General features: G+C 66.6%; 18 protein-coding genes. 7 read left to right on the top strand and 11 right to left on the bottom strand.

Annotated elements, in window-relative coordinates; genetic code table 11:
• Positions 1-2 precede the first annotated feature (2 nt).
• The 6 genes from CAG41_RS19780 to CAG41_RS19755 all read right to left on the bottom strand — a co-directional run bounded on the left by CAG41_RS19780 (position 3) and on the right by CAG41_RS19755 (position 6,734).
• Positions 3-1,490, bottom strand: coding sequence for an amidohydrolase family protein (locus tag CAG41_RS19780; RefSeq protein ID WP_085707366.1), 1,488 nt, complete (start codon positions 1,488-1,490; stop codon positions 3-5).
• Positions 1,487-2,683: an amidohydrolase family protein gene (locus tag CAG41_RS19775; RefSeq protein ID WP_085633001.1), complete on the bottom strand. Its 1,197-nt coding sequence runs from the start codon at positions 2,681-2,683 to the stop codon at positions 1,487-1,489. Before CAG41_RS19775 ends, CAG41_RS19780 begins: the two co-directional genes overlap by 4 nt.
• Before the next feature lie 188 nt (positions 2,684-2,871).
• Entirely contained in the window at positions 2,872-3,924 is a 1,053-nt protein-coding gene (locus tag CAG41_RS19770) for an extracellular solute-binding protein (RefSeq protein ID WP_085585752.1), read from the bottom strand.
• A 20-nt stretch (positions 3,925-3,944) separates the two neighbouring features.
• Entirely contained in the window at positions 3,945-4,733 is a 789-nt protein-coding gene (locus CAG41_RS19765) for an ABC transporter permease (RefSeq protein WP_085585754.1), read from the bottom strand.
• The gene (locus CAG41_RS19760) at positions 4,730-5,647 is read right to left on the bottom strand and encodes an ABC transporter permease (RefSeq protein WP_085585756.1); all 918 of its coding nucleotides are present in this window, start codon (positions 5,645-5,647) and stop codon (positions 4,730-4,732) included. The genes CAG41_RS19765 and CAG41_RS19760 overlap by 4 nt, the downstream gene beginning before the upstream one ends.
• Before the next feature lies 1 nt (position 5,648).
• On the bottom strand, positions 5,649-6,734 hold the full coding sequence (locus CAG41_RS19755; RefSeq protein WP_085707365.1) for an ABC transporter ATP-binding protein: 1,086 nt from the start codon (positions 6,732-6,734) through the stop codon (positions 5,649-5,651).
• A 151-nt stretch (positions 6,735-6,885) separates the two neighbouring features.
• Here CAG41_RS19755 and CAG41_RS19750 point away from each other — a divergent pair, with 151 nt between their 5' ends.
• Positions 6,886-7,575, top strand: a complete 690-nt coding sequence (locus CAG41_RS19750) for a GntR family transcriptional regulator (RefSeq protein ID WP_085585760.1) — start codon at positions 6,886-6,888, stop codon at positions 7,573-7,575.
• A gap of 131 nt (positions 7,576-7,706) precedes the next feature.
• A complete protein-coding gene (locus CAG41_RS19745) occupies positions 7,707-9,818 on the top strand; it encodes a PAS domain-containing sensor histidine kinase (protein WP_085707364.1) in 2,112 nt (703 codons plus the stop codon).
• 15 nt (positions 9,819-9,833) lie between these two features.
• Here CAG41_RS19745 and CAG41_RS19740 read toward each other — a convergent pair whose 3' ends face one another.
• Complete coding sequence (locus CAG41_RS19740) at positions 9,834-10,355, bottom strand: DUF4142 domain-containing protein (protein ID WP_085585764.1); 522 nt, start codon at positions 10,353-10,355, stop codon at positions 9,834-9,836.
• Positions 10,356-10,556: 201 nt separating this feature from the next.
• On the opposite strand from CAG41_RS19740, the gene CAG41_RS19735 reads away from it, so the two are divergent.
• Both CAG41_RS19735 and CAG41_RS28655 read left to right on the top strand, forming a co-directional pair.
• A complete protein-coding gene (locus tag CAG41_RS19735) occupies positions 10,557-10,799 on the top strand; it encodes a DUF465 domain-containing protein (protein WP_085585766.1) in 243 nt (80 codons plus the stop codon).
• Between the two features lie 108 nt (positions 10,800-10,907).
• Positions 10,908-11,081 (top strand): hypothetical protein, encoded by a 174-nt coding sequence (locus CAG41_RS28655; protein WP_170930010.1) that lies wholly within the window; start codon positions 10,908-10,910, stop codon positions 11,079-11,081.
• 219 nt (positions 11,082-11,300) lie between these two features.
• On the opposite strand, the gene CAG41_RS19725 is transcribed toward CAG41_RS28655, so the two are convergent.
• The 4 genes from CAG41_RS19725 to CAG41_RS19710 all read right to left on the bottom strand — a co-directional run bounded on the left by CAG41_RS19725 (position 11,301) and on the right by CAG41_RS19710 (position 16,964).
• Positions 11,301-12,377, bottom strand: coding sequence for an SMP-30/gluconolactonase/LRE family protein (locus tag CAG41_RS19725; protein ID WP_085633009.1), 1,077 nt, complete (start codon positions 12,375-12,377; stop codon positions 11,301-11,303).
• Positions 12,374-13,519, bottom strand: coding sequence for an SRPBCC family protein (locus tag CAG41_RS19720; RefSeq protein ID WP_085639132.1), 1,146 nt, complete (start codon positions 13,517-13,519; stop codon positions 12,374-12,376). Before CAG41_RS19720 ends, CAG41_RS19725 begins: the two co-directional genes overlap by 4 nt.
• A gap of 115 nt (positions 13,520-13,634) precedes the next feature.
• Complete coding sequence (locus CAG41_RS19715) at positions 13,635-14,498, bottom strand: LysR family transcriptional regulator (protein ID WP_085585775.1); 864 nt, start codon at positions 14,496-14,498, stop codon at positions 13,635-13,637.
• Between the two features lie 747 nt (positions 14,499-15,245).
• Complete coding sequence (locus CAG41_RS19710) at positions 15,246-16,964, bottom strand: hydrogenase maturation protein (protein WP_085707363.1); 1,719 nt, start codon at positions 16,962-16,964, stop codon at positions 15,246-15,248.
• A gap of 298 nt (positions 16,965-17,262) precedes the next feature.
• On the opposite strand from CAG41_RS19710, the gene CAG41_RS19705 reads away from it, so the two are divergent.
• The 3 genes from CAG41_RS19705 to CAG41_RS19695 all read left to right on the top strand — a co-directional run bounded on the left by CAG41_RS19705 (position 17,263) and on the right by CAG41_RS19695 (position 21,725).
• Positions 17,263-17,772, top strand: a complete 510-nt coding sequence (locus CAG41_RS19705; RefSeq protein WP_085639126.1) for a sigma-70 family RNA polymerase sigma factor — start codon at positions 17,263-17,265, stop codon at positions 17,770-17,772.
• Entirely contained in the window at positions 17,769-18,716 is a 948-nt protein-coding gene (locus tag CAG41_RS19700) for a FecR domain-containing protein (protein WP_085656418.1), read from the top strand. Before CAG41_RS19705 ends, CAG41_RS19700 begins: the two co-directional genes overlap by 4 nt.
• A 90-nt stretch (positions 18,717-18,806) precedes the next feature.
• Positions 18,807-21,725 carry a TonB-dependent receptor gene (locus CAG41_RS19695; RefSeq protein ID WP_085707362.1) on the top strand — a complete coding sequence of 973 codons (2,919 nt, stop codon included), beginning with the start codon at positions 18,807-18,809 and terminating at the stop codon, positions 21,723-21,725.
• Positions 21,726-21,935 lie beyond the last annotated feature (210 nt).

Raw genomic sequence — 21,935 nt, 5'->3', positions numbered from 1 at the left:
CTCTAAGGAAGGGGATCGATGGCGCTCAAGGGCGCGTCGGCGCTGTAGTCGTCGGCGAATGGGATGGCCGGGCGGAACAGGGTTTTCCAGTCCGGTCGACCGAAGGCCCGGTCGCTGTGGCTGCGCATCAGTTTTTCGTATTGGCGTTGGGCCTGGCGCTGCAGGGACGGGTAGTCCACGCCAATGACCTGGCCGTCGCGCATCACGCAGCGGCCGTCGATGTAGCTGGCGATGCAGTCGTCGCCGCGACCGGCCAGCAGCAGGTTCTTCAGCGGGTCGAACAGCGGCCCCAGGTGCATCCCGCGCAGGCTGAACACGGTGATGTCGGCCTTGGCGCCCGGCGCGAGCCGGCCGAGGTCGTCGCGGCCCAGCGCCTGGGCGCCGCCGAGGGTGGCGGCGTTGTACAGGTCCAGGCCGCAGGTCAGCGAGGGGCCGCCCTCCATCAGCCGGGCGATGTTCAGGCCGTGGCGCATGTTCGACAGCAAGTCCGCCGGCCAGGTGTCGGTGCCGAGGGCGAAGTTGACGCCTCGGGCCCGGTGGCGCCCGAACGAGTCCAGCGCTTCGCCGTCCCGGACGAACACCAGCGGGCAATGCACCAGGCTCGCGCCGCCGTCGATCAGCCGTTGCAGGTCGTCGTCGCCACGGGTGTAGATGCCGTGGGGCAGCAGGCTGCGCGGGGTCAGCAGGCCGAGCCGTTGCAGCCAGCCCAGCGGCGAGGTGCCGTGCAAGCGCTCGACCATCGCCACTTCCCCGGGCGCCTGACAGCAGTGCAGGCGCACCGGCGCGTTCAGTTCGTGGCTCAGTGCGGCGGTGCGTTGCAGCAGCGCCGGGGTGCAGGTCTGGATGCGATCGGGCAGCAGGGCGCCGCGGATCAGCCCGTCATGGGCGCCGTCGAAATCCTTGAAGAACCGCTCGGCGTCATCGAGCCCAGCCAGGCCCCGGCCTTCGTCCCAGTGATGGGCGAGGGTGCCGTCGGCGCGCCAGTAACTCATGCCGCTCATGTAGCAGGGGCCCAGGTAGGTGCGCAGGCCCAGCTCGGCGGCGACATCGGCGACCGCCGCAAACTCGTCGTAGCGCTCCGCCCATTCGCGATAGTACATCGAGGTGATCGGCATCGCCGTGGTGATGCCGTTGCGGATCAGTTGGGTGAAGGCGTAGCGGTACTTGAAGACCTCTTCGTCGGCGCTGAACGACTCCCGCGGACCGGCCGCCAGATAGTCCGCCGACCACATGCGGCCCATGGCGCGCTCGTCGCCGTTGTCGAGAGTCAGCACCGTGGAGTCGAGGTCGCCGAGGGCGTCGAGGTCGATGAAGCCGGGACCGATCAGGGCATTGCCGTAATCGGTCCAGCTGTCCACCGGCCCCGGATAACCGCGCCCGACGAACACGATGCGAGAGCCTTCGAACACCACCTCGCCGTCGCGCCACAGCACATGCCGCGTGCCGTCGAAGCCGACCACGCAAGCGGCCTTCAGGCCCGAGCGCTTCACAAGCGGCTGCCCAGCAGGCGGCCGCCGTCGGCGATCAGTTCGCCGCCCCGATAGACTTGCCGCACCGGCCGCGCCACCACCGCCTCGCCGAGGGTCTCCACCGGCATCAGCAGAAAGTCGGCCGCCCGGCCGATGCCGAAGCCATGCCCCTCGACGCCCAAGGCGCGGGCCCCGTTGACCGTGGCTGCGTCGAACGCCGCGGCCAGTTCCTCGTCCTTGTTCAGGTCGAACCGGAACGCCAGCAGCATCGCCCGTTCCAGCATGTCGCCGTTGCCCATCGGCGACCACGCGTCGCGGATGCCGTCCGAGCCCAGGCACACGTTGACCCCGACCTCACGCAGGGCCAGGAACGGCGGCACCGGGCAATCGGCCGGCGCCGAGCTCATCAGCGAAATCCCCAGCGCCGCCAGCCGTTCGGCCATCGGCCGGACCTGGCTCCACGGCAGCATGCCCAGGCAATAGGCGTGGCTGATCATCACACCGCCCTGCAGGCCGAAGCGTTCGGTGAAGTCGGCGATCCGGGCGATCTGCCACAGGCCCAGCTCGCCCTTGTCGTGCAGGTGAATGTCGACGCCGCGCCCGAATTCGGCGGCCAACGAAAACACGAAGTCCAGTTGCGCGATGGGGTCGTTGTCGATGCCGCAGGGGTCGAGTCCGCCGACGTTCTCCACGCCCAGGGCCATGGCTTCGCGCATCAGGTCGGCGGTGCCGGGGCGGCTGATCAGGCCGGTCTGCGGGAACACCACCAGTTGCAGGTCGATCAGGTCGTTGTAGCGTTCGCGCAGTTGCAGCATGGCTTCGACATGGCGCAGGCCGAATTCCGGGTCGATGTCGACGTGGCAGCGCATCGTCAGCGAACCGCGGGCGATGCAGTTCTCCAGCAGGGCCCCGGCGCGTACGGCGATCGGCGCGCGGACCTCGCGCAGCACCCGGCGTTCGTTGGCGATGTAGTCCTTGAGGGTCGGGCCTGCGCTGTTCGGGCGCCAGGGCTGGCCGTAGAGGGTCTTGTCCAGGTGGACGTGGCTTTCCACCAGGCTGGCGGTCAGCAGGCGGTGCTTGCCGTCGATGTCGGTGGCGGCCAGGGGCGCCGGGGACGCGGCGCGGCGCTGGGTGAAGCGGCCGTCCTCGATCAGCAGGTCTTCGGCGGGGGCGCCGTAGGGGCGTACGTTTCTGAGCCAGCGGGGGTGGGACATTTCATACCTCTATTTCGATGTTGTCGGGGCGGGCCTCATCGCTCGCAAGTCGAGTCGTCGCACCGCAGCTCCAGGCCTGTGGTGCCTGGACTGGCGCCATCGCCAGCAAGCCGGCTCCCACAGGGGAATGTGCGCAAACCCAGGCTCCTGTGGGAGCGAGCCTGCCCGCGATGGCCGCGATGCGGTCTTCAGCCCTTGAGCTTGGACCAGATGCGGTCCTGCAGCTCCCGCGCCTTGTTGCTGCATTCCTTTTCCGGGCGCAGGCGCGAGGCGTATTCGTCGGGCATGTTGATGGCGTCCATGACCTTCCATTTCGCGTCGAGCAACTGATCGCTCTGGATGCCGTTGGCGTAGGCGATGGCGTTGGACACGGCGGCGGCGTTTTCCGGTTTCATCATCCAGTCGATGAAGATCTTCGCGTTGCCCGGGTGCGGCGCGCTCCTGGGGACGGCGAAGTTGTCCTGGAACATCGCCAGGCCTTCGCGGGGGTACACGTAGCGGATGGTGCTCTTCTGCAAGGTGGCGCGGGCGGTGGAGCCGTTCCAGTTCTGCATCATGATCACTTCGCCGGAGGCCATGCGGTCGACGGTGTTGTCGGAGCTGTACATCTTCAGGAACGGCTTCTGCTTCTGCAGCAGCTCCAGGATGCGTTTGGCGTCCTGCGGGTTTTCCGTGCACTCGTCGACGTTCAGGTAATGGCTGGCGGCGTTGATCACGCTGCTGGAGGTGTCGAGGGCGGCGAGCTGGCCTTGCAGTTCCTTGCGCGGTTCGAAGAACTCCTTCCACGAGTCGTCCAGCTTGCCGCCCGGCACCCGCGCGCTGTCGTAGGAGAACCCGGTGGTGCCCCACAGGTACGGCGCCGAGTATTTGCGGCCGGGGTCGAAGCTCGGGTCACGGAACGGCCCTTTGACGTACTGGAAGTTGCTCAGGCCCGGCGCGTCGATCTCCAGCAGCAGGTTCTGCTGGATCAGCGTCTGCATGATCGACTGCGACGGCACGATCACGTCGTACGCTGCGCCGCCGGCCTGCAGTTTGGCCAGCAGGGTCTCGTTGCTGTCGTAGCCGTCCATGGTGACCTTGATGCCGGTCTCTTTCTCGAACTTGGCCAGCAGATCCACCGGGTAGTAGTCGGTCCAGTTGTAGAAGAACAGCTCCTTGGGCTCGGCGGCGTGGGCGCCGAACGCGGTGAGACAACTCAGGGCCAGACCGGATACCGCCAGACGCATGCCTTTGGTTTTCATGAGAGCGCTCCAGGTTTTCTTCATTGTTGTTTGCCGCGCTGGCCCAGCCAGAAGGCCAGCACCACGAGCACGATGGAAATCACCAGCATCAGGGTCGAGATCGCGTTGATCTCCGGGGTCACGCCGGCCTTGATCGCCGAGAAGATGTACACCGGCAGCGTGGTGGAACCGGGGCCTGCGACGAAGAAGGTCATGATGAAATCGTCGAGGCTGACCACGAACGCCAGCACGGCGCCGGACAGCACCGCCGGCCACAGCAGCGGCAGGGTCACGCGGCGGAACACCTGCCACGGGTTGGCGTACAGGTCATTGGCCGCCTCCAGCAGGCTCCGGTCCAGATCGTTGAGGCGCGCGCGGATCGGCAGGTAGGCGAACGGGATGCAGAAGCCGATGTGCGCCACGATCACCGTCAGCAGGCCGAGCTTGATCCCCAGCGACATGAACAGCAGCAAGGTCGCCACGGCGGTGACGATCTCCGGCAGGATCAGCGGCAGGTTGATCCCGCCCTCGACCATCTTCTGCCCGTAGAACGGCCGGCAGGTGGCCAGCGCCGCCAGCAGCGCGATGGCCGTGGCGCATACCGTGGCGATGGCCGCGACGATCACCGAGTTCAGCGCCGCCGTCTGGATCGACGGGTTGGCCAGGATCCGCCCGTACCAGGCGAACGAGAACTCGGTCCACACGGTCGCCGAACGGTTGGCGTTGAAGCTGTAGACGATCAGCACCAGGATCGGCAGATACAGGTAGGCCAGGATCAGCAGGCTGATCTCCCGGGTGGCGGGCAGTTTCTTCAGGTGCAGGGCGATCATGGGCGGGCTCCCCGGTGGAGGTTCTTGGCCGCGTTGCGGCTGTAGAGGGCGTACAGCACCAGCGACAGCAACAGGATCCCCAGCAGCAGGAACGACAGCGAACTGCCCAGGGGCCAGTTGCGTGCGGTGCCGAACTGCTGCTGGATCAGGTTGCCGATCATCAGCGTCTTGCCGCCGCCCAGGATCGCCGGGGTGATGAACGCCCCCAGGCTCGGCACGAACACCAGCAGTGCGCCGGCGATCACGCCGGGCATCGACAGCGGCAGGATGATCCGGCGCAGCGCGTGCCAGCGGTTGGCGCCCAGGTCGTAGGCGGCCTCCACCAGGCGCCAATCGAGTTTCTCCAGGGTCGAGTAGATCGGCAGGATCATGAACGGCAGGAAGCTGTAGACCAGCCCGACGCTGACCGCGAAGTCGTTGTAGAGCAGGGTGATGCCGCCGGCCTGGGGCAACAGCGCGTTGAGGCTCTGGGCGACCCAGCCCTGCTCGCGCAGGATGATCAGCCAGGCGTAGTTGCGGATCAGCAGGTTGGTCCAGAACGGAATGGTGATGAGCAACACCATCAGGTTGCGCCGGCGCGGGGTCAGGCTCGACATCCACAGCGCCACCGGAAAGCCGAACAGGAAGCACAGCACCGTGGTGCCGCCGGCCTGGAACACTGAGCGCAGCAGGGCCTGGGCGTACACCCAGTTCAGTTCGAGACCGCCGTCGAAGCCTTCCTGGAAAAACAGCTGCACGTAGCTTTGCAGTTGCCAGTCGGCCTGCCAGTCGACGCCGCCGTAGAGGTTGCGCGGCAACAGGCTGATGTAGCCCATGATCCCCAGCGGAATGGCGATCAGGGCAAGCAGGGTCAACACCACCGGGCTGAGCAGCAGCGCGCGGTTGAGGGTCGGGGACGTGCCGGTGACGCTCATCTCAGGCCTCCATCAGCAGGCAGGCCTGGGGCGGCAGGTGCACCGCCACGCGCTCGCCGACGCCGCGGCCCTGGTGCAGGCCTTCGTTGTTCTCGCGCAGCATGACCTTGATGTCGTTGTTCAGCCGGCACTGGTACAGCGTGGCGGTGCCGACGTACAGCACCGCCTCGATCACCCCGCCCAGGTGATGGGGCTCGTGGGGTGCGACCAGCCGCGAGCGCTCCGGGCGGAACGCCAACTGCACGCTGGCGCCGTCGACGCCCTGGGGCGGGCAGGGAATCTCCACCGGCATGCCGTCGGGCACGAACAGGTTCTCGTTGCGCTCGCCACGCTTGAGCCGGCCGGGGAGGAAGTTGATGTCGCCGATGAACTGCGCGACGAAACGGTGCTGCGGACGTTCGTAGATCTCGGTGGGCGTGCCGATCTGCAGGATCTTGCCGGCGGACATCACCGCGATGCGGTCGGACAGGGTCAGGGCCTCTTCCTGGTCGTGGGTGACGAAGATGAAGGTGATGCCGGCTTCTTGCTGCACGCGCTTGAGCTCGACCTGCATTTCCTTGCGCAGCTTCAGGTCCAGCGCCGACAGCGGCTCGTCCAGCAACAGGACTTTCGGCTTGGGCGCCAGGGCCCGGGCCAGGGCCACGCGCTGCTGCTGGCCGCCGGACAACTGCGCCGGCTTGCGCCCGGCCAGGTGCTGCATCTGCACCAGCGCGAGCATCTCTTCGACGCGGCCGGGGATCAGCTTGCGCTCAAGGCCCTGCATCTCGAGGCCGAAGGCGATATTCTGCGCAACACTCATGTGCGGAAACAGCGCGTAGCTCTGGAACACCGTGTTGACCCGGCGCTTGAACGGCGGCAAGTCGTTGACCGGCTCGCCGGCCAGGCGGATCTGGCCTTCGCTGACGTGCTCGAACCCGGCGATGGTGCGCAGCAGGGTGGTCTTGCCGCAGCCGGACGGGCCCAGGAGGGTGAAGAATTCGTTGTCGGCGATGTTCACCGACACATTGTCGAGGGCCGGCGCCAGGCCGGGGTCTTCGGAGTACCGCTTGGAGACGTTGCGCACTTCAATTGCTATTGGTTGACCCATAATGGTGCAATCCTCTAATTATTGTATGCAATATCTGAATGCAATTTAGAAATACCCGGATTAATCTGGCTGTGCAACCCTCTTTTTCCGCGGCTGCGCTTTTTGGCAAGCAGCGCCGACGGACCGTTGCCGGCACTGAAGGAGCTTTGCAATGACCGAGAAAAAACCGGAAACCTTGGTCGACCGCGTCTACCAAGGGGTTTACGAGGCGATCAGCAAGCGCTCGCTGCGCCCCGGCATGAAGCTGGGCGAGGCGTCGCTGGCGGAACTGTTCAATGTCAGCCGCACGTCGGTTCGTGCGGCGCTCAAGCAACTGGAGGCCGACGGCCTGGTCACCACCGAGCCCAATAAAGGTGCGTCGGTGTCGCTGCCCAGCGACGAAGAGATCCGTTCCCTGTTCGAAACCCGGCGGCTGGTGGAGATCGGCATCGTCACCGAGCTGTGCCGGCGCAAGGACACGGCGGCGATGCAGGACCTGCGCGACCACCTGCTGCTGGAGGACGAGGCCCACCAGGCCGGCGACCACGAGCGGCTGATCCACCTGCTCGGCGAGTTCCACATCAAGTTGGCCCGCAGCCTGAACAACCCGGTGCTGCTGGACTGGTTCCAGAAACTGATCTCCCGCGCCTCGCTGTACGCGGCCGCCCTGGACGACGACAGCCACGAAGCCTGCCGCGACGACGAGCACCTGCGGTTGATCGAGTACATCGAGGCCGGCAACCAGAGCGCCGCCGTCGAACTGACCTGCATGCACCTCAACGGCATCCAGAAGGCCATCCTCGACGTGGCGGCCCGGATCAAGACCGGCTATCACCCGCTCAAGCACTTGATCGAAGTCTGAAGGCCGGGGCGGGGGAAATCGGCTATACCTCTTATGCAACCATTTGCGGCGCGGGAGGTTCGAAACACAGGGGCGTGGCGTCACCGGGCGTTGCGATTGATCGGACTCACCACAGAGTGTTGAATCGGGCGATGCAGTTTCTATCCGACAACCATGGATGCGATGGCTGGAAAGGTGAAATGGCCGGGCGCATCCGTGCCTTTGACTGGGGCCGAACCGGTCTGGGCTCCCTCGAGACCTGGCCGGCCAGCCTGTGCAGCACGGTGCGGCTGATGCTCGCCTCGCCGTTGCCGATGGTCATGCTCTGGGGCCGTGACGGCTACATGATCTACAACGATGCCTATTCGCGGTTCGCCGGCGGACGCCACCCGTATCTGCTGGGTACGCCCGTGGAACTGGGCTGGCCGGAAGTCGCCGACTTCAACCGCCACGTGGTCGACACCTGTCTGGCCGGCGGCACCCTGGAATACCGCAACAAGGATCTGGTGCTGTTGCGCGACGGCGTGCCCGAAGACGTCTGGCTCGACCTCTACTACAGCCCGGTGGCCGACGACCGGGGCGCGCCGGCGGGGGTGATGGCGATGGTGGTCGAGACCACCGAGCTGGTGCTGTCCGAGCGCCTGCGCCAGGCCGCCGAGGACGCCTACCGCGCCGACAACGAACGGGTGCGCCTGGCGCTCAACGCCGGGGCGCTGCTCGGCTCCTTCGTGTGGGACGTGAAGAACGACGTGCTGTCGGCCGACGAGCGTTTCGCCCGCACCTTCTCCTATCCGTCGGGCCAGGACCTGACCAACCTGCCGCAGCACATCGCCGAAGCCCACATCCATCCCGACGACCGCGTCTGGGTCGCCGAGTGCGTCGAGCAGGCAGTGCTCACCGGCGAACCCTACAACGCCGAGTACCGGGTGCTGCGCGCCGACGGCAGCTTCCTGTGGGTGCTGGCCAGCGGCGCCTGCGAATTCAACGAACGGGGCGAGGCGTTCCGCTTCCCCGGCGTGCTGATCGATATCCATGAGCGCAAGACCGCCGAAGAGTCCTTGCTCAAGTTCACCCGCAACCTCGAGCAGCGGGTGGCCGCCGAAGTCGAGGCGCGGCTGGCGGCCGAGGAGCAGTTGCGCCAGTCGCAGAAGCTGGAGGCCATCGGCGGGCTGACCGGCGGCGTGGCCCACGACTTCAACAACCTGCTGCAAGTGATCGCCGGCAACCTCAACCTGCTGGCCCGGCACGAGCGCGACAACCCCAACGTACAGCGTCGGGTCAACGCCTCGCTGGCGGCGGTGGAGCGCGGCGCCAAGCTGTCGTCGCAATTGCTGGCCTTCGCCCGGCGCCAGCCGCTGACGCCGGCGGTGTGCAACCTGGCGGACATCTTCGACGGCCTCGGCGAACTGCTGCAGCGGGCATTGGGCGAGACCATCCGGATCGACGTGCGCTTGCCGCACAAGCCCTGGCGGATCAACGTCGACCGCAACCAACTGGAAAACGCTGTGCTCAACCTGGCGATCAACGCCCGGGACGCCATGAAGGGCGAGGGCACGATCACCCTCAGTGCGGACAACCTCACCCTGGATCAGTCGTTCTGCGCCGGCAAGGGCATCCTGCCGGGGGATTTCGTGCGGATGTCGGTGGGCGACAGCGGCGTCGGGATCGCTGCGAACCTGCTGGAGCAGGTGTTCGAGCCTTTCTTCACCACCAAGGCCGACGGCCAGGGCACCGGGCTCGGGCTGAGCATGGTGTTCGGGTTCGTCAAGCAGAGCGGCGGCCATGTGGAGATCGACAGCCGAGTGGGCGAGGGCACGCGGGTGCAATTGTTTTTCCCGCGCAGCCTGCAGCCGCTGCGGGACGAATCGCCGGGCGCCGGCCGCCAGCAGCAGGGCGGCCACGAGACCCTGTTGGTGGTCGAGGACAATGACGCGGTGCGCGGCTCCACCGTGGAGCTGCTGCGCGAGGAAGGCTACCGGGTGCTGACCGCCGGCAACGGCGACGCGGCGATGCAGTTGCTGCTCGACGGCGCCTCGGTGCAGCTGATCTTCACCGACGTGGTCATGCCGGGCCTGATCAAGAGCGCCGAGCTGGCCGCCTGGGCCAAGGTGCAGTCGCCGCCGGTGGCGGTGCTGTTCACCTCCGGCTACACCCGCGACATCATCTCGCGCAACCACCAGCTCAGCCCCGACACCCACCTGCTCGGCAAGCCCTACAGCCCCCAGGCACTGCTGCGGATGATCCGCACGGTGCTCAGCGCCTGAGGCCCGGGGCGTACGTCACTTGCTCGGGTGTTTGGCCTGCAGCTCCTTGGCGTGTTTCAAGTGCTGCTCCAACGCTGGCAACATTTTCTGGGCAAAGGCCTTGAGCTCGGGGCCGCCCTTGACCTTGTCGTCGGTCACGGTATTGGCTTCTTTCTTGAACAGCTCGATGGCTTCTTCGTGGGCCTTCACCTGATTGTTGGCGTAGGCCGCATCGAAGGATTCGTCGCGCAGTTCGAGGATCTTTTCCTTGGCCTGCTTGACCAGGGTGGTGTCGTCGGGCACTTCGATGCCGTTGGCCTTGGCGATGGTGGCCAGTTCGTCGTTGGCGTTGCCGTGGTCGGTGATCATCATCGTCGCGAAGGCCTTGATGTCGGCCGAGGCGCTTTTCTCCAGGGCCAGGCGGCTCGCTTCGATCTCAGCGATGCCGCCGGCGGCGGCGTTGTCGACGAAGGTGTTGGAGGTGGCGGCGAAGGCGCTGCCCATGCCGGTGCACAGGGCGACGGCCAGGGTCAGGTGACGCAGGTTGAATCCGTCCATTGGTCATTCTCCACGCATTGGTTGTGAGCGTTATCCAGTGGAGGGAGATGGGCCGGCAAAGGTTTGGTCCGGTTGGCGCCAGGGCGACGAACGGTCGTTTGCCGCCTGGCCGGCAGTCGACAGAACCCGCAACCGAGGCCATCCTGATAGCTGGCGAACGCATAGGGCGCGTTGGCCGCGATCAATTGACGGAGGTGTTCCATGCCGGTTAAGCATGACCTGCTTGAGGATTTGAAGATTACGAAGGATGCGTTCCAGAAATTGCGCACCCAAAGGCCGCATCTGGATTCATTGGCCAACCAGTATCAGGACATGGACGACGTCGTGGTCAAGGCTGAGAACGCCACCTCGGATGCCCCCAGCGATGACGCCTTGAAGAAGCTCAAGGAAAAGCGCTTGCAGATCAAGGACAAGATTGTCCAGGAACTGCAGCGACAGGCCTGAGCCGGGCCGATCCGCCGACCATCGGCGGCGGATCGGCCGGAACGTTGAACCCGCCCGGCACCTCGAATGTTCAGAGCCCGCATGCAGCGGCTCCCGGCGAGGTGCCCCATGAACCGTCCCACCCCCTCCCAAGACAAGTTCCCCAGCGAAGAGCAGGGAACCTACGACCCCGTGCCGACCCACCCTGAACCCAACAGCCCGGCGCACACCTACCGGCATCCGAAACGGGAGCCGGCGGCGGATGAGACCGAGCCGGACAAGCCTCAGACGCCCGGCGCCTGACCGGCCGCCATCGCCAGCAGGCTGGCTCCCACAGGGGATTTCGGGTGTTTGCAGGATCCAGGTACACCACAAAACCTGTGGTAGCAGACCCAACGCCATCGCTGGCAAGCCAGCTCCCACAGTTTTTGTGGTGTGCTTAGATTCTGCAAACACCCGGGATCCCTGTGGGAGCTGGCTTGCCAGCGATGAGGCCGGTGAACCCGGCACGCCTCTGGAGGCTTACTTGAGGGCCGCCCCCAACGGCATCCGCGTCATGTGCGAGGCCTTCAGCGAACCGAAATACAGCCAATCCCCGTACTCCCGCGCCGTGGTGATCGGCGAGTAGTTGCCGGCGCTGGCGTCCTGCAGATTGGCGATGACCTTGCCGTCCAGGTCCAGCCCCAGCACGAACGCGCGTTTTTCCAGGGGCTTGGGCAGCACGGTGAGCGCCCGGACAATCACCTTGCGCACGAACGGATGTTCGGCGGTGCGGTCCAGCAGCGGATTGCGCGGCGCGTACAGCGCCACCCAGAAGCGGTCGCGGCCGTTGAAGGCGAGGTTGTCCGGCAACCCCGGCAGGTTGTCGATGAACAGGTCGTGGGTGCCGGCGTTGGGGCCGGTCAGCCAATAGCGGCTGATGCGGTAGGCGCCGGTTTCGTTGACCAGCACATAGGCGTCGTCCGGCCCCAGGGTGACGCCGTTGGCGAATTCCAGCCGATCCAGCAGGACGCTAGTCTTGCCGGTCTGGAAGTCGTAGCGCAGCAGACGCCCGTCGCCGCCGTGCTCGATGATCGCCTCGCCGTCGTGGCCGTAGCCCCAGCGGCTGGAGGCATCGCTGAAGTAGGCGTAGTGCCCGGATTTGTCGATGGCCACGTCGTCGGTGAAGCCGAAGGGCAAGCCGTTGGCTTCGGTGGTCAACGCCACCAGCCGGCCCTGGGCGTCGAGGGACAGCAGGCCCTTGTCCGCATCGGCAATCACCAGCAGGCCGTTGGGATGCCGCGCCAGCCCCAAGGGACGGCCGCCGGTGTCGGTGAGCACCTTGCGCTGGTGGCCGTCGAGGCTGGTGCGGATCACGCGGCCGTCGTGCAGGCCGGTGATCAGCTTGTCGTCCTCAAGCAGCAGCGCCTCCGGCCCTTCGATGCCGCTCGGGCCGACCTGGCGCAAGCCGCGCAGGCGCTGGTTGTCGGCGTAGGGCCCTTCGGTCATGGACGGTGCCGGCGGCGGTGTCCAGGCCACCGGTTCGACGCGGGTCGGCATCAGCAGCAGAAACGCCAGCACGATGACGATCAGCAGCAGGATCAGGTGGCGCAGTTTCACGCGTCGGCTCCTGCGCGGGACACGTGCTGAGCGGCCCGGTCGCGCAGGGCCAGCATCGAGGCGGCGGACTCGCGCTCGATGCGCCGCTTGAGCAGCAGAAGGTTGGCCAGGCGCATGCCCAGTCCGTCGAAGCGATAGTCCAGGGTACGCACGAACCGCGTGCGCCCTCCGACCTCCGCACACTCATAAACCAGCGACAACGACAGGCCGTGGTCGCCCCGCGCCCGTGCGCACCAGCGCCGCCCCGGCAGGTACTCGTCCACTTCCCAGATCAGGTGACCGTCGCGCCCGCCGGCGCGGATGTCCTCCTCGAACCGTGCGCCGGCATGCAAGGGGCCGGCGGGGCCGTGAATCTTCAGCGACGAGGGGTGCCACTGCGGCCAAAGGCTGACGTCTGCGGCGTAGGCGAGCACGGCGTAGGGCTCGCCGTCGATGTCGATCCCGTGCTGCTGGCGGGTCATGGGCGTCCTCGGTTCGTTCGTGTGGGCGGGTTCCGGCTCCCAGTACAGGGTGCCGAACAGGTAATCCATCAGCGGCAGGACGATGTTGAAGTTGCGCTCCTGCATGCGTTCGCGGCGGTGATGCAGTTCATGCAGGCGGTGCATCTGGCGGATCCACGGCAGGCGGGCCAACGGGTGGCGCGGCGGCAGGTGCTCGCAGGCGTGGAACACCTCGTAGGTCAGGTAGCCCAGCACCATGCAGCCGCCGAACAGCCCGGCCACGTTGGCGTTGAGCTGCGCGAACAGCCACCACAGCGGCAGGGCCACGAGCAGCGTGTGCACCACGATCAGCCAGGCCGGAAACAGGATCACCCGCCAGTCGCGGGCGCTGTCCCAGGTCATGTGGCCGGGGGTGAAGAAACTGTGGTGGTCGCCGGCGTGGCGGGCGTAGAACATTTTCGCGAAGCTTTTCTTGTGGTGCCCCAGGTGCCGGTGCACCACGTACACGCCGAAGTTGAAGAACAGCAGGGTCAGCGGCACCGTCAGCCACTCCAGGGGCTGCACCTGCCGCACGCCGCTCCAGAACGCGCCGATGGCCAGCACGCCGAACAGCAGCACGAAGGCGCCGTGCAGCCACGGGTTATACAGCGGATGGATCGCCGCCCGGTAGCGGCTGCGGAATGCTTCGGTGGTTTGCCTCACTGCGGTCACCTGCGGATATTGTTGTTGTATCCGGCAGATTAGCTGATCCCTCGGCCTGCGCAGGCTCGGGGGCGAGGTCACAAGTGACAGGTTCCGGTACGCAGCGCCGTGGGCTTCAGCTCAACGGGTTCCAGCGCTGCGACCAGTCGTCGTCGGCCTTGATCACGGCGCGCAGCAGGTCGAAGGCGTGCTGCAAGGTGGCCGAGTCGCGGTCGCGGGAGTAGACGAGGTAGGTCGGATAGCCGAATTCCGGGGCCTTGGTCACAGCCTCCAGGGCGCCGCTTTCCAGGTAGGTGCGCACCACCCGCGTGCGGAAATAGCCGCTGCCGCCGTTCTCCAGGATGTACTGCAAGGCCAGCGGGCCGAGGTTGAAGCTCAGGGCGGCCTTGGCCTTTTCCGGCAGGGCGGCGTCGTGCTGGCGGCGGAAGTCCGGGCCCCAGTCGATGTAGACGTAAGGGGCGGGGCGGTCGGGGGTGTGCACCAGGATGAGTTTTTCCTCCAGCACCTGCTCGACCTGCAGGCCCGGCCAGTATTCCGGCTGGTAGACGAGCGCGGCGTCGAGCACGCCGAGTTCGAGCTGGCGCAGCAGGTTTTCGCCGTCGCGGATCTCCATGCGCAGGGCATGGCTGGGGATGTGCTCGCGCAGTTCGGCGGCCCAGCTGAGCATCAGCGGGTTGCACAGGCTGACCTCGCCGCCGATGTGCAGCACGTTGTCGTAGCCTTCGGGCAGCGGCAGGTCGCGGCGGGCGGCTTCCCAGGTCTGCACCAGCTGGTTGGCGTACACCACGAACGCCTCGCCGTTGGGCGTCAGGCGCGCCCCGGCCCGGTTGCGCACGAACAGGGTGCTGCCCAACTGGCTTTCGAGCTTCTGCACGCGGGCGGTGATGGCCGTCTGCGTGACGAACAGTTTCTCCGCCGCCGCGGCGAGACTGCCGTGGCGGACGATTTCCAGGAAGGTACGGGCGAGGTCGATGTCCATGGGCGGGCCGGCGTCTGAGGTGCCGGCATGATAAGCCGCGGTGCCTGAGGGAGCCAGCTTGCTGGCGATGGCGGTGGGTCAGGCAACAGGGATGTTGTCTGTGCTGGCCTCATCGCTTGCAGGCAAGCTCCCACAGGGTTCTTGGGTGTTCGCCGGTCCGGCGGGCAGCCGCAGTACCTGTGGGAGCCAGCTTGCTGGCGATGGCGGTGGGTCAATCACCACAGATGCCGGCTGTGCTGGCCTCATCGCTAGCAAGCTAGCTCCCACAGGTTTTGTGGTGTGCAGGGATCCTGCGTCCAGCCGGGATCCCCTGTGGGAGCCAGCCTGCTGGCGATGGCGGTGGGTCAGTCACCGCAGATGCCGGCTGTGCTGGCCTCATCGCTAGCAAGCTAGCTCCCACAGGTTTTGTGGTGTGCAGGGATCCTGCGTCCAGCCGGGATCCCCTGTGGGAGCCAGCCTGCTGGCGATGGCGGTGGGTCAGTCACCGCAGATGCCGGCTGTGCTGGCCTCATCGCTAGCAAGCTAGCTCCCACAGGTTTTGTGGTGTGCAGGGATCCTGCGTCCAGCCGGGATCCCCTGTGGGAGCCAGCCTGCTGGCGATGGCGGTGGGTCAGTCACCACAGATGCCGGCTGTGCTGGCCTCATCGCTGGCAGGCCAGCTCTCACAGGGTTTTTGGATGTTCGCCGGTCCGGCGGGCAGCCGCAGTACCTGTGGGAGCCAGCCTGCTGGCGATGGGGCCCGATGGGTCAGCCGGCCAGTTCGGCCTCGCGCACCCGTGCCCAGTCCTCCACCAGCCGGGCCGGGGTGCAGCAGGTCTTGCGCTTGAGCACGAAGTTGCGGCATTTCTCGGCGAACTGGTTGCGGTTGTACAGCATGTCTTCCTGCATCTCTTGCAGCTCGGCCTCGCGGCAGCGGCGGATCAGTTCATGGTCGGTGCGCAGCTTGCGCTCGCGCACGGCGGCGTAGGTCGGGTCGGTCAGGGCGCCGTGGGCCCGTTGCAGCAGCCACAGGCCGAACTCGTCCGGGCAGCGCGGGCCGATCTCCTGCACCATGCCCAGTTGCTGGGCCTGGACGGCGCTGACCGGCAGGCAGGCCTGGGTCAGTCGCTCGGCCATGGCCGGGCCGACGGCGCGGGGCAGGCTGTAGGTCCAGTATTCCGAGCCGTACAGGCCCATGCTCTTGTAGTGCGGGTTGAGCACGATGTCGGCGCGGGCGAACACGATGTCGGCGGCCAGCGCCAGCATCACGCCGCCGGCGCCGGCGTTGCCGGTCACACCGCTGACCACCAGTTGCCGCGCATCGAGCAGTTCGGCGCAGACGTCGTCGATGGCCTGGATGTTCGCCCAGGCTTCGGCCCCCGGATCCTGCGCGGCCTGGATCACGTTCAGGTGCACGCCGTTGGAGAAACTGCCGCGACCGCCCTTGATCAGCAGCACCTGGGTGTCCCGGGACTTGGCCCAGCGCAGCGCCCGAACCATGCGCCCGCACTGTTCGGTGCTCATGGCGCCGTTGTAGAACTCGAACGTCAGTTCGCCGACCTTGCCGGACTCGCGGTAGCGGATCGGCTGGTACGCCTCGTCGCTGAACGGCGCGTCGGCGATCGACCAGTCGAGCACCGGCACCTTCGCCAGTTGCCCGGCCAGCACATGCCGCGCCGGCCGCTTGAAGGTCTCCTCGCCCGGTTGCGGCTTGAGCCGCAGCGAGCCGATCCACAGGCTCTGGTCGCCGGTGGCCACCAGTACGGCGTCGTCATGCACCGCCAGAATCTCGCCGGGGCGGCCGGTGCGGCTGTCCAGGTGGGCGTCGTACACGTAGTACTGACCGCCGGCCAGGCTGGCCAGCACGCCGGGCTGGCCGTCGGCGGCATCGATGCAGCGTTTGATGAACCGTGCGCAGTCGTGCCAGCTGAACGTGCGGTCGGCCTGTTTCATGTTCGGTTGCAGGCTGCCGCGCACTTTGGGGTCGTTGTAGTCCAGCGGCACCGGCTCGAACCCGGCGATGAATTTCTCCACCACCTCGCGGATGCAGCGGATCGCCGCATCGCTGACCCGGCCGTTGTACAGCTCGGACTTGCGCAGACCCGCCGGCAGGTTGAATTCGCAGGTGGCCCAGACGGGACCGGCGTCCATTTCCTCCACCGCTTGCAGGGCGGTGACGCCCCAGGTCTGCAGCTCATTGGTGATGGCCCAATCCAGGGCACTGGCGCCGCGGTCGCCGACGATGCCGGGGTGAATGATCACCACGGGGCGTTGCGCATCGCTCCACAGCGACTGCGGCACGCGGTCTTTCAGGAACGGGCAGATCACCAGGTCCGCGCCGCTGTTTTCGATCTGTTCGCACACGGAGGCTTCGTCGGTGAACAGCACCACGCTCGGCGAATGGCCGGCCTGGCGCAGTTCCAGCCAGGCCCGTTGGGTCAGGCCGTTGAACGCCGACGACAGCAGAATGATGTTGAGTGATCGCATGGTTGCTCTTCCTTGAATGGGTCGGCCGCGGGCTCCCGATGAGCCGTCCGTGGCTGTCGATGGAGGCGCAAGGTTAGAGACTGGCGTGGCGGGCGCCAGTGACCGAAGTCAACGTTCTGTGAGGGGAGGTTTCCGTGGCGACGAACTGCCTTATTCTCAATAGTTTTAGGATCCTGATTTTTTATTACTTCAAATGTCTCCAGCGCTATTGCACAGTCGCTCCCCTGATCACCGCCGGACGATGCCGGCAGAACCAAGGATTTTCGCAGCGGGTGGAGCCCGTTTCAGGGAGCAAGGCATGGGTGGCAGTCTCAACCCGCATCACCAGGCCGTGGGCCGGATGTTCCAACAGGATTACCGCTGGCTGTGCACGGCGGTGGGCCGCACCCTCGGTTGCCCGCACAGTGCGCAGGACATCGCTTCGGAAACCTTCCTGCGGGTGCTGGCGCTGCCCGACCCGCTGGCCATCCGCGAGCCCCGCGCGCTGCTGACCACCATCGCCAGGCGGCTGGTGTATGACGGCTGGCGTCGACAGGATCTGGAGCGCGCCTACCTGCAAAGCCTGGCGCTGGCGCCGGAGCCGGTGCACCCGTCGCCGGAGGAGCGGGCACTGGTCATTGAGGCGCTGCTGGCGGTGGACCGCTTGCTCAACGGCCTGTCCGCCAAGGCCAAGGCGGCGTTTCTCTACCATCAGCTCGACGGCCTGACGTACGGCCAGATCGGCGAACGGCTGGGCGTGTCCACCAGCCGTGTGCAGCAATACATGGTCGAGGCGTTCAAGCGCTGCTATCAGGCGATGCAGGCATGAGGCCCGACGAGACCCTGATCGACGAGGCGGCGCAGTGGATGGCGCTGCTGCAGTCGGGCGACGTGAGCCTGCAGGAGCGTGCCGCCTTCGAGGCTTGGCATGCGGCCGACCCCCGGCACGGTCAGATCATCGAACAGATGGGCGGCGGCCTGAACCTGCTGCGCAACCCCAACCTGCGCGGCATGCCCCGCGACAGCCTGCTGCACAGCCTCAATGCGCCGTTCAGCCGCCGACGGTTCGTCAGCGGCAGCCTGAGCGTGTTGGGCGTTGCGCTGCTGGCCGGGCTGTTGGGCCGGCGCTACGGCTGGCTGCCCGAAGCCGGGGAACTGGCGACCGGCACCGGTGAGCGGCGCGGGTTCACCCTCGCCGACGGCAGTGCACTGACCCTCAATGCCCGCAGCCGCGCGGTGCCGCGGTTCGACGCGGCCGAGCGCCGGCTGGCCCTGCGCAGCGGTGAGTTGCTGGTGGAGGTGGCCGCCCGCCAACCCCGGCCCTTTGTGGTCGAGACCGAGCACGGCCGCATGCGCGCCCTAGGCACGTCGTTCATGGTGCAGCGCACCGAGGAGGCGACGCGGCTGGTGATGCTGCATTCCCAGGTCGAAGTGGTCACCGCCGGCGGCGTCCGGCAGGGGGTGGAGGCGGGCGAGAGCCTGCTGTTCAACGACCGGGAAATCCTCGCCCTGGAACACAGCAAAGGCTATGAAACCGCCTGGGTGCAAGGCCGGCTGGAAGTGCGCGACCGTCCCTTGAGCGAGGTCATCGACAGCCTGCGCGGCTACCGGCGCGGCGTCCTGAGCCTGAGTCCGGAGGTGGCCGGGCTGCGCCTCAGCGGCCTGTACCCGCTGGACGACAGCGACCGCACCCTGCAGTTGCTCGAACGTTCCCTGCCGATCCGCGTGACCTGGCACAACCCGTACTGGGTCAGCATCGGCGCGCGGTTATAGCGCCATAACTTCCCGGTCTACCCAGCCCCTATAAAAACCGCCGGCCCGCTGCTCATTCCCTGCAGATGCCTTCAACAGGGAAGCCCTTCGATGTACTCATTCACACAACAATTGCCTCGACTGACGCTGGCCGCCGCCTTGGCGATGGGGATCGCGCCGTTGCCGGCCGTGTCCGCGGAAGCGGCCGCCCAGGTGTTCACCTTCGACATCGCCGCCGGCCCGCTCGATGAGGTGCTGCTGGACATCTCGCGCCAGTCCGGCGTGCCGATTTCCTTCAGCCAGAACCTGGTGCAGGGCAAGCGCAGCGGCGTCGTGCGCGGTGCGTTGGGCGGCCGTCAGGCCGTCGAGAAAGCGCTGCTGGGCAGCGGCCTGCAAGTGGAGCAGAGCGCGCAGGGACTGACGGTGCGAGAAGCCGACGGGCCGGTCGCCGCACCGGTCAAGGCAGTTTCTGCGGCGCCTGCCGCCAGCGCCGACTACCGCCTGGAGAAGGTCACGGTCACCGGCTCGCGGATCGCCCGGGCGCAGTCCGACGGCGCCACGCCGGTCAACGTCATCACCCACCAAGAGATGGAAGCGCGGGGCTACAAGAATGTCTACGACGCCCTGGCCACCCAGACGCAGAACACCGGCATGACCCAGGGCGAGGATTACGGCAACACCTGGCAACCGGCGGCAAGCGCCCTCAACCTGCGGGGCCTTGGGCCCAACCACACGCTGGTGCTGATCAACGGCCGGCGGGTGGCCGACTACCCGACGCCGTACGACGGCAAGGTCAACTTCACCAACCTTGCGAACATTCCGTCGGCGGTGATCGAACGCATCGAGATCCTCAGCAGCGGCGCGTCGGCGATCTACGGTTCCGATGCGATCGCCGGAGTGGTGAACATCATCCTCAAGGACAAGATCGACGGCGTCGACGTCAACCTCAAGGGCGGCACCAGCGAGCGCGGCGGCGACAACCAACGCCTGCAGATCAGCGGCGGCGGCAGCTGGGGCGACTTCGACGGGCTGTTCGGCCTCGAACTGACGAACCGCGACCCGATCTGGGCCGACGACCGCGGCTTCATGCAGAGCGGGCCGCTGACGGATGTCGGCTATCGGCGCGACCTGGGCAGCGGCCGTTACCTGGGGCCGGGTTGCGGTGCCTATCAGGGCGTGTTCGACAACAAGCTGCTCAACAACGCCGGCCGTTGCCGCACCGACCAGATGTACAACGACTACTGGACGATCCAGACACAAAAGGAAAACTACGACGGCTACACCCGTGGCACCTGGCATTTCAGCGACAGCGGCCAGGTGTACGCCGACCTGATGTACGGGCTCGACCACATCCAGAACAACACCCGGGGCCCGACCTTCACCTCGCCGGACTTCATCAACCAGAACACCGGCAACCTGGAGCGCTGGTTCCGGCGCTTCGGCGAGGAGGAGATCGGCGGGCGCACCAGCAACAACAGCAAATGGCGCGACACGTCCTGGACCGGCACCCTGGGCCTGTCGGACAAGATCGCCGACACCGGCTGGAACTATGAGCTGGCGGCCAACCGTTCCGAATACAAGAGCGTGCGCACCACCCGCTACACGCCGCGCGCGTCGATCCAGGACTTCTACCTGGGCCCGCAATTGGGCACCCAGGGTGGCTACCCGGTGTTCGCGCCGGACGCCTCGCGGCTCGACCGGCCGCTGACGCCCCAGGAATGGGAGCAGTTTCGCGGCAACCTGACCCAGAGCAGCAAGTCGGTGTCGACCAGCTACAACGCGTCGGTCAACGGCGAGCTGTTCGACCTGCCCGCCGGCCCCGTGGGGTTCGCCGGCGTGCTGGAGGCGGGCAAGCAGGAATACCGCATCGACCCGGACGACAGCCTCAACGACGGCAGCTTCTACAACACCACCCCGAGCCAGCGTTCCGGCGGCTCGCGCAAGCGCTATGCGGCGGGCGGCGAGTTCAGCATCCCGGTCACCGATACGGTGCTGGCGACGGCGGCGGGGCGCTGGGACCAATACAAGTTCAGCGGCCGCACCGAGCAGCAGAAGACCTACAACCTGGGGCTTGAGTGGCGCCCGGTCACCAGCCTGTTGCTGCGCGGCAGCTACGGCACCAGTTTCCGCGCGCCGGACCTGAACTACATCTACCAGTCCGACAGCAACGGCTACTACCCGGCGCAGATCGACTACTACGGGTGCAGCCAGGGCGTGGAGGGCGCCTGCGACCGCGGACGGGTCGACTACACCCAGAGCGGCACGGCGGACCTGGCGTCCGAGCGCGGCAAGTCGTGGACCTACGGGTTCGTCTGGTCGCCGTCGCGCAACTTCGATTTCTCCACGGACTTCTGGCGGGTGGAGATCGACGACCTGCTGACCACGGTGGACGAGAACCGTCTGCTGCAGGAAGAGAACGAATGCCGCAACGGCACCCAGGACATCAACTCGGCCAACTGCCAATCGACGCTGGCGCGGATCGACCGCAATCCGGGCAATGCGGCCGTCGACCCCAACCAGTTGAAGCGGGTGAGGGTGAACGCGATCAACGCCGCCAGTGAGCGGGTCAGCGGCCTGGACTTCAAGAGCAACATCCGCTGGGGCGCGGGGCAGTACGGCGCTTTCAGCTCGGCGCTGGGCTACACCCTGGTGCTGTCGCACTACTACAAGGAATCGGACGAGGCCCCGACCCAGGACTGGCGCACCTCGCGCACCAACTACGACTGGCGCAGCAAGGTCAACGCCAGCCTGACCTGGGACTACCAAAAGGCCACGGCGACGCTGATGGGCATCCGCTACGGCTCGGTCACCAACGGCGCGGGCGACGGCCGACTCTCACCCTGGACCGTGTTCAACGCCAGCGCCCGCTACCGGCTCAACGACCGGGCGAGCGTGGGGCTGACCGTGAACAACCTGCTCAACCAGGTCAAGCACGACGACTCGGCGGGCTGGCCGTACTACCCGACCGGCAACTATGACCCGTATGGGCGGCAGTGGTGGCTGGATGTGAGTTATCACTTCGGTAGTTGACGGTGCTGAGGCAGGTGCTGGTGATGTCGGCAGTGCCGGCCTCATCGCTTACAGGCAAGCTCCTACAGGTTTTTGTGGTGTACCTGGATTTTGCGGGCACCGGGGATCCCCTGTGGGAGATTCTATGGTTGAGGCAAAGCCCTCAGCCTGCTTTTGGTTCATATTCGCTTTGCCCTTTGAGCAGGGCGAATACGATCCGGGCCAGTTTGC

The organism is Pseudomonas sp. B35(2017) (genome assembly GCF_002113645.1).
Taxonomy (GTDB): domain Bacteria; phylum Pseudomonadota; class Gammaproteobacteria; order Pseudomonadales; family Pseudomonadaceae; genus Aquipseudomonas; species Aquipseudomonas ekonensis.
The sequence above is the reverse complement of the archived record's forward strand: the minus strand, read 5'-3'. Positions and strand labels throughout refer to the sequence as shown.